We start from the raw sequence: 12,574 nt of genomic DNA, 5'->3' as shown, positions 1-12,574 counted from the left end.
TCCCCATCCCGCGTCGATTGGACGATCATGAATGGGTTAACGGGTCATCCGGACGCGTTCCCGGTGACGTTCCATCCGGCCAGGTGCAGGGCGGGCGCCGCGTACCGGGCACGGCCCCACGACTCGGGGAGCAGCACCGACTCGCCGCCGATGCCGAGCACCCGGCCGGGGCCGAGCGCCTGCGGGTACGACTGGGTGAACCGCACGTTGCCCACCGCCGAGACGATCTTCCCGTCCTCGATCAGCCAGACGCCGTTGCGGGTCAGCCCGGTCACGACGAGGCTCTTCGGGTCGAGCACCCGGGTGTACCAGAGGTCGGTGATCAGCAGGCCGCGGGCGACCCGGGCGACGAGCGGCCGGGCCGACTCGGCGATCGCGGCCGGGCCGTCCGCCGTGGACGTGCCGTCCGCCGTGAACGCGACCGGATCCGACGCCTCCAGCCGCAGGTGAGTGGCCTGCGGGCCCCAGGACCGCGAGTACGGCGAGGCGTGCCCGGTCGACTCGGCGCCGGCCTGCGCGGCCGACGTCCGGTCGTGGGCGACCGCCCGGGTCACCCCGTCCCGGACCAGGACCAGTGACCGGCGCGGCGTGCCCTCGTCGTCGAACGGCAGCCCGGGCGCCGGCTCGGCCCGGCTGCCGAGCGGCTCGTCCACGATGGTCACCGCCGGGTCGAACTGGGCCCGGCCCAGCTCGGCGAAGGACTGGCGCTGCACCCACGACTTGCCGTTGAACCCGAACGTCGCGAGGTTCTCCAGCAGGTCTTTCACCGCGTCCGGTTCGAGCACCACCTCGTACGAGCCGGGTGGCAGCTCGGCCGGCTGACCGGCGGCCCGCGCCTTGGCCGCGGCGCGGGCCCCGAGTGCCGCGCCGTCGATGCCGGACAGCCGGGACGCGGCCAGCCGGGCCACGCCGTCGGCCCAGCCGGCGGAGGCCCCGTCGGACGCGGTCCAGCCGGACCGGGCGATGCCGTCCATCGCGGCTTCCACGGTCCGCCCCTCGACGGCCTGCCCGGCGGTGTTGGCGAACGCGGCCGCGACGGCGACGGTCCGGCAGTAGCCGGCGGTCTCCAGCCCGCCGGCCGCGTCGACGAAGTCGCGGACCCGCGCGGCCCGGTCGGCCGGGCCGGCGTGTGCTGTCGCCTCGTCGAACCCGAAGGACAGCCCGGAGTGCTCGCCGGAGCCCGGGTGCCCGGCCGATACGTGCAGCGCGGCCGGCCGGGTCAGGCCCGCCCAGCTCGCGTCGGGCGGGCTCACCCGGGCCGCCGCCAGGGTGCGCTCGACGAGCGTGCGCAGCCCGTCCGGGTCGGTGACCGTGGTGGATCCGCCGGCGGTGCGCCCGCCGGTGTGCAGCCGCAGCCGCACGCCGGTGGTCACGTCCGCGACGTTCTGGTGGATCGCCGAGTTCGCGAACCGGGTGAGCGCCTCGACCTCGTTCCGCACCACCACCTCGGCCTCGGCGCCGCGTCCCGCCAGCTCGCGGATCAGCTCGACGACCCGGGCGGCGACATCCAGCTCGGCGCTCATCCGCGCACCCCCACCCGGACGTTGGTGAACCGGGCCGGCGCCGCCGGATGCCCGGTGTGCCCGATCTGGCCGGGCTGGCCCTTTCCACAGTTCGGCGTGCCCCAGGCGACCGTCTCGGAGGAGAGCATGTCCATCGACTGCCAGAACGTGGGGCCGATCCCGGTGTAGGTCGGGTTGCGCAGCATCCGTCCCCGCTTCCCGTTCTTGATCTCGTAGCCGATCTCGCACCCGAACTGGAAGTTCAGCCGCCGGTCGTCGATCGACCAGGACCGGTTGACGTCCATGAACACCCCGTCGTCGGTGGCCGCGATGATCTCGTCGAGGGTGTGCGGGCCGGGTTCCAGGCCGACGTTCGTCATCCGCACCATCGGCAGCCGTGACCAGCCGTCGGAGCGGACGCTGCCGGCGTAGTCCAGCCCGGCGACCGACGCCGAGTCGCGCCCGGCCAGCACGCCGACCCAGATCCCGTCGCGCACCGCGTGCCGTTTGGTGGCCGGCGTGCCCTCGTCGTCGAAGCCGAAGCTGCCCAGGGCGCCGGGGAACGTCGGGTCGATGGTGATGTTCATGAGCTCGGAGCCGTAGCGCAGCGAGCCCAGCCGGCTCAGGTCGAGCCAGCTGGTGCCGGCGAAGGCCGCCTCCCAGCCGAGGATCCGGTCCAGCTCGATGGCGTGCCCGACCGACTCGTGGATCTGCAGCGCGAGCTGCTCGCCGCCGAGCACCAGAGTGGTCTCGCCGGACGGGCAGAGCGGCGCGGTGAGCAGCGCCCGGGCCTCCTCGGCCATCCGCGGCGCGTTGCCGACCAGGTCGATCTCCTCGACCAGCTCCCACCCGCGGGTGCCGAACTGTCCGCGCCACGACGGCCAGGACCGGCGCTGGATCTCCCCGTCGCCGAACGCGCTGGCGGTGACGCCCGCGCCGCACTCACGGATGTGCTGGTCGATGCGGTGTCCCTCGCTGGAGACGAACCACTTGCGGGTGTCCCACACCGAGTAGTTGGCCTCGGCCAGGTCGGCGCCGGCCTCCGTGGCGGCGGTGGTCGCCCGGACCAGCAGGTCGCCCTTGTCGGCGAGCGAGACGCCGAGCGGGTCGATCACGCAGTCGCTGGCCCAGCTCGCCACGACCCTGTCGGCCGGGACCAGGCCGACCGGCGGGCCGGCCACCGAGGCACTGGCGGCGGCGATCTCGGCGGCCCGGCGGCCGGCGGCGCGCGCCGCGGGCTCGGAGAGATCGGGTACGGCGTAGAAGCCCCACCCCGAGCCGACCAGCGCCCGGACGCCGATGCCCGCGCTCTCGTCGAAACCGACGTCCTCGACGGCACCGTCCCGGGCCGACATCGCCTCGGTGCGCCGCACCATGACGCGGGCGTCCGCATATCTCGCGCCCGCGTCGAGCGCGGCCTGCACCGCCGCGCCCGCCTCATCGAAATGGGTCATGAACCGACCCTATGCGCCGGGTACGACGACTTCAGCGAGGCGGCAGCAACTGCCCCGGATCGATGGTCACGGCGACCGGCTCGGTCAGCCGCAGCGGAGTGCCGGGCGTGGCGACCTGAACCTCGCTGTACGCCGAGCCGTCGAGCGCGAACAGCCGCAGGGTCCCGGTCACCGGGTCGCCCAGCAGGTACCACGGGATGCCGGCTGTCGCGTAGTAGTGCCTCTTGAGCACCTTGTCGGTGTCGCCGTTGGACGGCGAGAGAATCTCGCAGACCAAGCGCACCGCCGACGCGTCGACGACAAGCTCGTCGAGGTCGATCTCCTCGGTGACGACCAGGTCGGGAATCGCGATCCGGTCGGGACCGACACGCACGTTCACCGCTCTGAGAACCTGTATCCCGGTGTGGGGCGTCGCGGAGACGAGAGCGGCAACCAATGCGGAGGTGAAGTGCTGATGACGCGGAGTCAAGGCCGGTGCCAGGTGCAGGGTTCCGTCGAAGAGCTCGATGCGCTCACGCGTTTCGCCGAGAGCCAGGAATTCCGCTTCCGTAACCATGGCGCCTCTCTCAGTGACTAACTTCGGGTGACCTCCGGAGCGTGACCTCTCAGGAAGGCTAGCTCTGCGGCGAGGGTGGCGGCGGGGACCGACGGGCAGCCGGGGAGCTCCGCGCCGACCAGCAGGACCGCGTCCGACGACCCGGCGAAGCGCAGGCTGTGGTGGGCGTAGACGTCGGCCGAGTCACCCCGATCACCCAGGTACCGATCGGCGATCGGCGCCGGCAGGTCGGTCCAGTCGATCACCGGATCCCGGGCGACGGCACGGTGGAAGTCCTCCGGGCGGCGCAGCACGGCGAGGGCCGCGAGCCAGCCGCCGAGGCCGTGCCCGCGCAGCGCGACCCGGCTCAGGTCCAGGTCGGGATGCTTGCCGAGCAGGGCGTGCAGCGCGTCGGCCAGATCGTTCAGGGACACGTCGGCGAGTCGCCGGTGCACCGCCTTCTCGAAGCTGGGCGCGACTCCCGGCGTACCCCGGGGGTCGATCGAGACGACGGCGAAGCCGGCGTCCGCCCACCACTGCCGTTCCTGCCACGCCCGTTCGCGCCAGGCGGTGGCGTCCGCCCGCACCTGCTGGTGTCCCGGCCCCGCGCCCAGGGTGAGCAGCACCGGCAGGCGGGACCCGGCGACGAAGCCGGACGGATAGAGGACGGCGGCCGGCAACCGGCGGTCGGTGACCCGTTCCAGCACCGGCTCGGGCCGGTACGGCAACCCGGCCGCCGACGACCGCAGCACCGCCACCCGCTCGTCGCCGTGCCACACCTGATCCCCGGCGACCAGCACGTCCCCGCCGACCACCACGCCGTCCCGTCCGGTCAGCCCGGCGATCCGGGTGACCTCGGGCCCGCCGCTCCCGACCGCGGTACGCACCCGGAACACCTCCCGTACCGCCGGATCGCCGAGGCTGCCCTCGACCACGAGGTCCGGTGAGCCGGCCGGGCCGCCGTCGCGGGGCAGCGTGCCGGCGACCCGGCGCACGTAGAGGCCGGGCGGGGTGAGCAGGCTGCCGTCGGCGAAGAGGCAGCGGGCGTCGAAGCCGTCGTGCGCGAGCTCGCCGCCGACCAGCACCCGCCCGTCCGGCAGGTGGCGTGGGGTGCCGGGCACCGGCTCCACCCAGCGGGCGTCGGCGAGTTCCGCGTGCACCTGGGTCTCGCCGGTGCGCGGGTCGACCGAGAGCACCAGGCCGTGCTGCTGCATCCGGCGCAGCACGGTGATCAGCGGTCCGCCGGACTCCCAGTGGACCTGCGCCAGGTAGGGGTAGGTCTCCCGGTCCCAGTGCACGTCGACCCAGCCGCCGTCCAGGTCGAGCAGGTGCAGGCTGGCGGTCTTCGCGGTGCGTACCGCGAGGATCTGGGTCCCTTCCGGGGACCACCACCAGCCACGGGTACGCCCGAACTCGGCCGCCCCGGACCCCGGCATGCCCCAGGCGATGGTGCCGCCGTGCTCCCGCCACGCGTTGCCGGGCTCGCCGGCGAGCAGCCGGTCGCCGTCCGGGCCGACCACCCGCAGCGTCGCCGCGCCGTCCGGGTCGGTGACGTAGCCGATGTCGTGTCCGGCCGGCGCGGGCCGCGGGTCGTGCACCGGTCCGGCGGTCGGCACCGGGGTGACGGTCCCGGCGACCAGGTCGGCCCGGAACAGCTCGCCGGCCCGGGCGAAGGCCACCACCCGGGCGTCGCGGTCGGCCGCGTACGCGTCGATCGGCCCGTCCGCGACCTGCCGTTCGGCGCCGCCGGCCAGGTCCAGCGCACAGAGCGCGGAATCGGGGTCGTCCGGTCCGGCCGATCGCAGGAACAGGATCCGGGCGGCGTCGGCGCCGATCGTCACGGTGTGCGGCGCGCCATGTCTGAATCCGCCGGTGCGCTCGGCGAGTGCCGGGAACTCCACGCTGACAGCATCGCTGATCGAGGCGGTCTCGCGGGGGTCAAACCGCGGGCTCGTGCCGCCGGGCCGCTCCCGGCCGCCAGTACAGTATCGGCCGTGACTGAATCGGCCGCGACCAACGAGCCTCTGCCCGCACGCCGCCTGCTGCTGGTGCACGCGCACCCCGACGACGAGGTCATCGGCACCGGGGCGACCATGGCGCACTACGCCGCGCTCGGCGCTCACGTGACGCTGGTGACGTGCACCCTCGGTGAGGAGGGTGAGATCCACGTGCCGGAGCTCGCCCAGCTCGGCGCCGCGCACGCCGACCAGCTCGGCGGTTACCGGCTGGTGGAGTGGCATCGCGCCTGTGCGGCGCTCGGCGTGACCGATCACCGGATGCTCGGCGGGCCGGGGCGGTACCGCGACTCCGGGATGATGGGTCTGCCGACGAACGAGCACCCCCGGGCGTTCTGGGGCGCGGACCTGGACGAGGCCGCCGCCCTCCTCGTCGAGATCATCCGCGAGGTCCGCCCGCAGGTCATGATCACCTATGACGAGAACGGGTTCTACGGTCACCCGGACCACATCCAGGCGCACCGGGTGGCGATGCGTGCCGCCGAGCTGGCCGGACCGGACGGGCCGGAGAAGATCTACTGGAGCGCGATGCCGCTGAGCGTCATGAAGGACGGCATGGCGGCGTTCCGGGAGTCCGAGGGCAACCCGTTCGCCGAGGTCGAGCACGTCGAGGACCTGCCGTTCGGCACGCCGGACGACCAGATCGCGGCCCGCATCGACGGCACCGACCACTCGGCGAAGAAGACCGCGGCGATGCGCGCGCACGCCACCCAGATCCCGGACAACTCCTGGCTCTACGGCATCGCCGGTGACTTCGGCGGCGAGTTCATGGGCGTGGAGTACTACACGCTGGTGAAGGGCGAGCGTGGGCCGGGCTCCGGGCCGTTCCACTGGGAGGACGACCTCTTCGAGGGCTTGGAGATCAAGGAATGACGGCTCCGGACACCATCGAGCAGCCGCCCGCGGCCGCCCGGCGGGAGCCGTGGCGCGGCTGGGACACCGTCATCCGGGTCGCCGGCGTCGTCGTCGCGGTGGTCGCCACCCTCGTCACAGCGCTGTTCGAGCTGGAGCTGACCACGCTGCGCTCCAGCGGCGTGGCCTCCCTGCTGAAAGGCGAGTCGCTCTGGGCCAGTGGCGGGGTGCTGATCCCGATCGCCATCCCGGTGGCGATCGGGGCGAACCTGGTGATCGCCTGGTTCGCGGTGACGGTGACCGGCCGCCGCTGGGCGCTCGGCCCGCCGTGGGCACTCTGGACGCTGATCATGCTGGCCGCGGCCGGCACCCGGACCACCGAGGGTGACTACCTGCTCAGCGGGGACAACTGGGTGGCGCTCGTGATGATCCTGACCGGCAGCCTGGCGTACGCCGTCTACTCGTACCGGATGATCTTGAAACCGGTGGCCGCGCGGCGCACTGACAGCGGACTCTCAGGCAGCCTCTAGGAATCCACGCGCCGCATCCGCCAAGATGACCGGGACGACGAACGTTTCTTCCCCGGGAGGATGAGATGAGGCAGCAGCGCTGGTTCCGGATCGCGGTGCTGGCGGCCGGACTGTTTGTGATCAACGCGGTCGCGCGGCTCGTGGTCCGGTTCGGTTTCGACGGCTCGGCCAGCGCGCAGAACCGGGCGTCGATCGTGATGTTCGCCCTCATCGCGCTGACCCTCGGCGTGCTCACCTTTTTGCGCTCCCAGCGCGTCCGCACCAGCGCCTGGCTGCCCGAGATCGGGTTCGGCGCGCTGGGAGGGATGCTGCTGACCGTCCTGGTGGGACCGTTCCTGAGCGGCAGCACCCCGTTCGCGAACGGCGCCGGCGACTTCTTCACCCAGATCTGGATCTACGCGGCCTGCGCGATCATCGGTTCCGCGCTCGGGTTCGGCGTCGCCGTGATGCTGGGCCGGGATTACCGGTCGAAGTCCCTGGCCGCGTTCACCCGGGCCCGCGCCACCCGCCCGCGCCGCGTGGTCCGCCGCTAGCCCTGCTCGAGCTGCCGCGTCAGATAGGTGTGGTGGGTGGTGAAACCGAGCCGGTGGTAGAGCGCGACCGCCGGCGCGTTGCGCTCCTCCACCTGGAGGTAAGCGCGGGTCGAGCCGCGCTGCGAGGCCCACTGCGCCAGCGCGCGCACCACGTGCCCGCCCAGGCCCCGGCGGCGCGCGGCCGGCGCGGTCTGCAGCAGCGAGACGCCGAGCCAGCGATCCGGTCCGGTCACCGCGCCCCGGGCCACCGCGAGCAGCTCGCCGCCGGAGTCCCGGACATGGGCGAAAACCCTTTCCGGTACGCCGTTGAGAATGCGCAGAGCGGTTCCGGGTAGAGCACCCTTGTGCTCAGCGACCATCGCGTACCAGTCGTCGGAGGCGGTGTCGGCCAGATCGACCGGCGGCAGACCGGCCCGGTCAGCCCCGGTCCGGGCCGGCGCGGCGAGCAGCGGCGCCAGCGGCGTGGTCTGCACCAGCGTGAGCGGCCGGGCGGTCCAGCCGCGCTCGTCGAGCGCCGCGTTCACCGGGGCGGCGAGCGGCATCGGCGCGTTGATCAGGGGTTGCTGGCCGCGCTCGGTGTACCAGCGGACGACGGCGTCGATCGCTTCGTCCAGCGGCCGGTCCGGGTCGCCGACGGCGAGCGCCGAGTTGGCGCGGCCGGTCCAGTTGTCCGCAGCGCGCAGGATCCAGCCGCCGAGCCGGGAGCGGACCGGGGCGGGCCACGCCTCGTCGGCGGCGAGCTCCAGAGAGATCACATCGGCGGCGACGGCACGCCGGGCGGGTGGAACCCGCTTGGCCCGGTGCACCTCACGCAGCGGAACGCGTACCGTTCCTTTCGCGGTCGCGAGTGTGAGATCGGTCTCCGTCAGGTCGACGAGCTCACCGAGCGCATCCGTGAAGAGCGTGCGGTCTCCGGTTACGCCTACAATTCGGCGTACCACCACCCGGTGTCCCACATCCTGTTGTCGGAGCACGCATTACCTCCCTCGGCGGGAATACTAGGCTCTGCAATTCGTCGTCGGCGGTTCTCGCGGCGTGGCTTTGAAGGGAAGACCCGTGACCTACATCATCGCTGAGCCCTGCGTCGATGTTCTCGACAAGGCATGCATCGAGGAATGCCCGGTCGACTGCATCTATGAGGGCAACCGGATGCTCTACATCCACCCCGATGAGTGCGTCGACTGCGGGGCCTGCGAGCCGGTCTGCCCGGTCGAGGCGATCTTCTACGAGGACGACGTCCCGGAGCAGTGGAAGGACTACACCAACGCGAACTACGAGTTCTTCGAGGACCTCGGTTCGCCCGGTGGCGCCTCCAAGGTCGGCAAGATCGACAAGGACACCCCGTTCGTGATCGCCCAGCCTCCGCGCGGAGAAGGGCACTGAGCGCTCTGTCGTCGGCCCTGCCGGACTTCCCCTGGGACCTGCTGGAGCCGGCCAAAGCGATCGCCGCGGCCCATCCGGACGGCATCGTGGACCTCTCGGTCGGCACCCCCGTCGACAGGGTCCCGCCGGTCGTCCGGCAGGCCCTCGCGGACGCCTCGGACGCGCCCGGTTACCCGCTGACCGCCGGCACGCCACGGTTGCGCGCCGCGATCGCCGGCTGGCTGGCCCGTGCCTGCGGCGCCTCCGGTGAGCTGGGCGTGCTGCCCACGATCGGGTCGAAGGAGCTGGTCGCCTGGCTGCCCACGCTGCTCGGGATCGGTCCCGGTGACGTCGTGGTGATCCCGTCGGTCTGCTACCCGACGTACGAGGTGGGCGCCCGCCTGGCCGGCGCCGAGGTGATCCGGTCCGACTCGCTCACCGCGCTCGGCCCGGACCGGCGGGTCAAGCTCCTCTGGATCAACTCGCCGTCCAACCCGACGGGCAAGGTGCTCCCGGTCGAGCACCTGCGCAAGGTGGTGTCCTGGGCCCGTGAGCGCGGCGTGGTCGTGGCAAGCGACGAGTGCTACCTCTCGCTGGGCTGGGAGAGCACCCCGGTCTCGGTGCTCGCCGACGAGGTGACCGGTGGCGACTACACCGGTGTGCTCGCCGTGCACTCGCTCTCCAAGCGTTCCAACCTGGCCGGTTACCGCGCCGGGTTCGTCGGCGGCGACCCGGCCCTGGTCGGTGAGCTGCTGGCGGTGCGCAAGCACGGCGGCATGATCGTGCCGGCGCCGGTGCAGGCGGCCATGGTCGCGGCGCTGGACGACGAGGCTCACGTGGCCGCGCAGCGTGAGCGCTACGCGGCGCGCCGCGACACTCTGCGGTCCGCGCTCACCAAGGCGGGTTTCGAGATCAGCCACTCGGAGGCCGGCCTCTATCTCTGGGCGACCCGCGACGAGGACTGCTGGGTCACCGTCGACCGGCTGGCCCGGCGCGGCATCCTGGCCGCGCCCGGCGCCTTCTACGGCCCGGCCGCGGCGGGACACGTGCGGATCGCCCTGACCGCGACCGACGAGCGGGTGGCGGCCGCGGCCGACCGGCTCGCCGAGCCGTTCTGAGATCGATCATGGAGCGCTCGCCGGTGGTCGTGGCCCGGGGCGAGGCCGTCCGTGAGGTCCCGCCCGAGATCGCGGCCGTCCACGTCCGGACGGCCGCCAAGGGCCGTGACCGGGAAGCCGTGCTGGACCGGCTCGCCGAGCGCTCGGCCGCGATCGCCGCGGTGCTGGACGGGTTCGCCGCCGCGATCGAGCGGCGCGAGACCACCGGCCTGCACGTCCACCCGCAGACGAAGCGGCGCGGCGAGGAGGTGGCGGCCTATCACGGCAGCATCGGCACGCAGGTGCTGGTCACCGACTTCACCGTGCTCGGCGACCTGATGCTGCGGCTGGCCGCCGAGGAGCTGACCACCGTCGACGGGCCGTGGTGGCAGCTGCGGCCGGGCAGCCGGGCCGGCGCGGAGGCCCGCGGCGCGGCGATCACCGATGCCCTGACCCGGGCCGCGGAGTACGCGGCAGCGGTCGGCGCCGAGATCGCCGAGCTCGTCGAGATCAACGACGGCGCGGGCGGCTTCGACGAGGGCCCGATGGCGTTCGCGGCCGGCGGCGTCCGGGCGCGGAGCGCGGAGAGCGGGCCGGCGCTGGATCTGGAGCCGGAGGCGCAGACCGTGCGCGCCCAGGTCCGGGTCACCGTCACCATCAGCCGGCCCACCCTGCCGGGCCGACCCACCAGCACCTGATCAACGCTCGACAGGGATCAGCGCCGGGAAGAAATCAGCGCCTGCGGAGGGCCCAGGCCGCGCCGGCGAGAGCCACGCCCGCGGCGCCGGCCAGTAGTCCGTGGTGCTGTGACGCCCAGAGCTGCAGGCTGCGGTTCTTCGCCTGATCGTCGAACTCGCCGTGCGCTCCGGCGTCCGGGCCGGCCGGCCCGTCGGCCGGCGACCACAGGTTGGCCGGCTGGTCCGGGTCATGCGGCTGGGACGTCTGCTGGCTGTCGAAGCCCTTCCGGGCCAGGTACCTGTCGAGCAGGCCGGGCGCCACGGCGTTCGCGGCCAGGGTGAGCGCGGTCGAGCCGCCGACCCAGTACTCCCGGCGCTTCGGGTGGTCGGCGGCGTAGAGCACCGCCCGGGCGGCGAGTTCCGGCTGGTAGATCGGGGGCACCGGCTGGGCGTGCCGGGGCAGGCGGGACAGCACCCAGCCGAACTGCGGGGTGTTGACGGCCGGCATCTGGACCATCGTCACGTGCACGTTGCGCTTGTCGTGGAGCAGTTCGACGCGTACCGATTCGGTGAATCCCTGCACCGCGTGCTTCGCGCCGCAGTACGCGCTCTGCAGCGGGATCCCGCGATACGCCAGCGCCGAGCCGACCTGCACGACAACGCCGCTGTCGCGAGGGATCATCCGGGACAGCGCGGCCCGGGTGCCGTAGACGTACCCCAGGTAGGACACCTCGGTGGTCCGCGCGAACTCGTCCGTCCCGATCTCCAGGAACGGGGCGAAGACGCTGGAGAACGCGTCGTTCACCCACAGGTCGATCGGCCCGAGCTCCTTCTCCACCCGGTCCGCGGCGGCCTCCACCGCGGCGGCGTCGGCGACGTCCACCACGAGCGGGAGCGCTGTGCCACCGGCGCGGCGCACCTCGTCCGCTGCGGCTTCCAGGCCGTCCTCGCCGCGCGCGAGCAGCGCGACGGCGTCCCCGCGTGCGGCCAGTCCACGGGCCACCGCCCGTCCGATTCCGGCGCTCGCGCCGGTCACCACCGAGATCCGCGTCATGTCCTGACTGATTGACCGGATCCGGCCCGCGAAAACCTGCACCTCGCCACGCACCCGAAGTGCCCCCAAGCCGACCCGAGCGTGTTGAGTTCAGGTGCGCTCCGCACCCCAACTCCACACGCAGGCCGGAAAGCCCGTCTGAGTGTTGACTTCAGGCGCGCTCCGCACCCCAACTCCACACGCAGTGCCGGGCCAGGCGCCGGGCCGCTGCCGGAGAACCTCAGGGCCGTACGGCCTGAGCCCGCATCGGCACGATGATCGTCGCACCGCGGCACGCGGCCGGACCGCCGGCCCGCATCGAGAGGGCGCCGGGCAGCACGAACGCCCCCACGGTGTTCTTCGGAACGTCCCAGGAGACCGGGAACACCTCGCGGCTGACCCGCACCCGCGGCGCCGGGCAGCCGGCGTCGCGGTGCGCGTCGTCGACCGTGGCGCGGCCGGCGCCCGGCCGGATCGCGGTGATCCGGATCGGTACCGGATGCTGGTTGGTCACGGTGACCGTGAGGTTGCCGGAGCCGTCGGCGGCAAGCGTCTGCTCGGGGTCCGAGGTGGCGCTCAGCGCCAGCTCGAACGGGGTGCCGGCAGCGACCGTGCCGACGTCTGCCGCGGGTTCGCCGCCGGGTCCGGTGAACCGCCAGTACGCCCAGGCCGCGCCGGCGTTCGCGAGCAGGGCCGCGACGGCGGCGGCGGTGAGGATGACCCGGGCCCGGCGGTCGAACCGGCGCCGGGGAGAGCCGGGGCGGTGCACCTCCCAGGTGGGCTCCTCGTGGTCCGCCGGGTCCAGTTCGATGCTCGGCTCCGGCGGTTTCCCGCGGGACCAGTCCCGCTGCGGGTCGCCGGGCCCGCGGTTGGGCCGGGCGCCGCCCTCACGGAAGGTCGTCAGGACGTCGCGCCGATTCACGGGACGGCCTCCCCGGCGGCCGCTGGTGGTGCGCTGCGGTGGGACATGCGGCTCGCTCCTTC

13 protein-coding genes are annotated in these 12,574 nt (G+C 73.2%); 6 read left to right on the top strand and 7 right to left on the bottom strand.

The genetic code is table 11. The annotated features are described in order from the left end of the window. Nucleotides 1-44: 44 nt before the first annotated feature. From AB0F72_RS15400 to AB0F72_RS15385, 4 genes are read right to left on the bottom strand one after another with little or no spacing between them, the layout of a single operon-like run. Nucleotides 45-1,523, bottom strand: a complete 1,479-nt coding sequence (locus AB0F72_RS15400) for a metallopeptidase TldD-related protein (protein WP_360430679.1) — start codon at nt 1,521-1,523, stop codon at nt 45-47. Next, a complete protein-coding gene (locus AB0F72_RS15395; protein ID WP_360430677.1) occupies nt 1,520-2,956 on the bottom strand; it encodes a TldD/PmbA family protein in 1,437 nt (478 codons plus the stop codon). The genes AB0F72_RS15400 and AB0F72_RS15395 overlap by 4 nt, the downstream gene beginning before the upstream one ends. A 31-nt stretch (nt 2,957-2,987) precedes the next feature. Then, nucleotides 2,988-3,512, bottom strand: a complete 525-nt coding sequence (locus AB0F72_RS15390) for a Uma2 family endonuclease (RefSeq protein ID WP_360430675.1) — start codon at nt 3,510-3,512, stop codon at nt 2,988-2,990. Between the two features lie 17 nt (nt 3,513-3,529). Next, nucleotides 3,530-5,392, bottom strand: coding sequence for a prolyl oligopeptidase family serine peptidase (locus AB0F72_RS15385; protein WP_360430673.1), 1,863 nt, complete (start codon nt 5,390-5,392; stop codon nt 3,530-3,532). A 93-nt stretch (nt 5,393-5,485) separates the two neighbouring features. On the opposite strand from AB0F72_RS15385, the gene mshB reads away from it, so the two are divergent. The 3 genes from mshB to AB0F72_RS15370 all read left to right on the top strand — a co-directional run bounded on the left by mshB (nt 5,486) and on the right by AB0F72_RS15370 (nt 7,421). After that, a complete protein-coding gene (gene mshB / locus AB0F72_RS15380) occupies nt 5,486-6,379 on the top strand; it encodes an N-acetyl-1-D-myo-inositol-2-amino-2-deoxy-alpha-D-glucopyranoside deacetylase (RefSeq protein ID WP_360430671.1) in 894 nt (297 codons plus the stop codon). Then, the gene (locus AB0F72_RS15375; protein WP_360430669.1) at nt 6,376-6,888 is read left to right on the top strand and encodes a hypothetical protein; all 513 of its coding nucleotides are present in this window, start codon (nt 6,376-6,378) and stop codon (nt 6,886-6,888) included. Before mshB ends, AB0F72_RS15375 begins: the two co-directional genes overlap by 4 nt. Nucleotides 6,889-6,953: 65 nt before the next feature. Continuing rightward, a complete protein-coding gene (locus AB0F72_RS15370; protein ID WP_360430667.1) occupies nt 6,954-7,421 on the top strand; it encodes a hypothetical protein in 468 nt (155 codons plus the stop codon). Here AB0F72_RS15370 and AB0F72_RS15365 read toward each other — a convergent pair. Further along, on the bottom strand, nt 7,418-8,395 hold the full coding sequence (locus AB0F72_RS15365; protein WP_360430665.1) for a GNAT family N-acetyltransferase: 978 nt from the start codon (nt 8,393-8,395) through the stop codon (nt 7,418-7,420). The genes AB0F72_RS15370 and AB0F72_RS15365 overlap by 4 nt on opposite strands. A gap of 82 nt (nt 8,396-8,477) precedes the next feature. Here AB0F72_RS15365 and fdxA point away from each other — a divergent pair, with 82 nt between their 5' ends. The 3 genes from fdxA to AB0F72_RS15350 are packed head-to-tail and all read left to right on the top strand — an operon-like array spanning nt 8,478 to nt 10,578. Beyond that, nucleotides 8,478-8,804 (top strand): ferredoxin, encoded by a 327-nt coding sequence (fdxA, locus tag AB0F72_RS15360; RefSeq protein ID WP_360430663.1) that lies wholly within the window; start codon nt 8,478-8,480, stop codon nt 8,802-8,804. After that, nucleotides 8,801-9,901: a succinyldiaminopimelate transaminase gene (dapC, locus tag AB0F72_RS15355; RefSeq protein ID WP_360430775.1), complete on the top strand. Its 1,101-nt coding sequence runs from the start codon at nt 8,801-8,803 to the stop codon at nt 9,899-9,901. Before fdxA ends, dapC begins: the two co-directional genes overlap by 4 nt. An 8-nt stretch (nt 9,902-9,909) precedes the next feature. Further along, the gene (locus AB0F72_RS15350) at nt 9,910-10,578 is read left to right on the top strand and encodes an SIMPL domain-containing protein (RefSeq protein ID WP_360430661.1); all 669 of its coding nucleotides are present in this window, start codon (nt 9,910-9,912) and stop codon (nt 10,576-10,578) included. 34 nt (nt 10,579-10,612) lie between these two features. Here the strand turns inward: AB0F72_RS15350 and AB0F72_RS15345 are convergent, their stop codons facing one another. Then, a complete protein-coding gene (locus AB0F72_RS15345; RefSeq protein ID WP_360430659.1) occupies nt 10,613-11,611 on the bottom strand; it encodes an SDR family oxidoreductase in 999 nt (332 codons plus the stop codon). Nucleotides 11,612-11,831: 220 nt separating this feature from the next. Then, the gene (locus AB0F72_RS15340; RefSeq protein ID WP_360430657.1) at nt 11,832-12,512 is read right to left on the bottom strand and encodes a hypothetical protein; all 681 of its coding nucleotides are present in this window, start codon (nt 12,510-12,512) and stop codon (nt 11,832-11,834) included. Nucleotides 12,513-12,574 lie beyond the last annotated feature (62 nt).

The sequence above is a fragment of the Actinoplanes sp. NPDC023936 genome (assembly GCF_040639325.1).
In the GTDB taxonomy this organism is placed as follows: domain Bacteria; phylum Actinomycetota; class Actinomycetes; order Mycobacteriales; family Micromonosporaceae; genus Actinoplanes.
The sequence above is the reverse complement of the archived record's forward strand: the minus strand, read 5'-3'. Positions and strand labels throughout refer to the sequence as shown.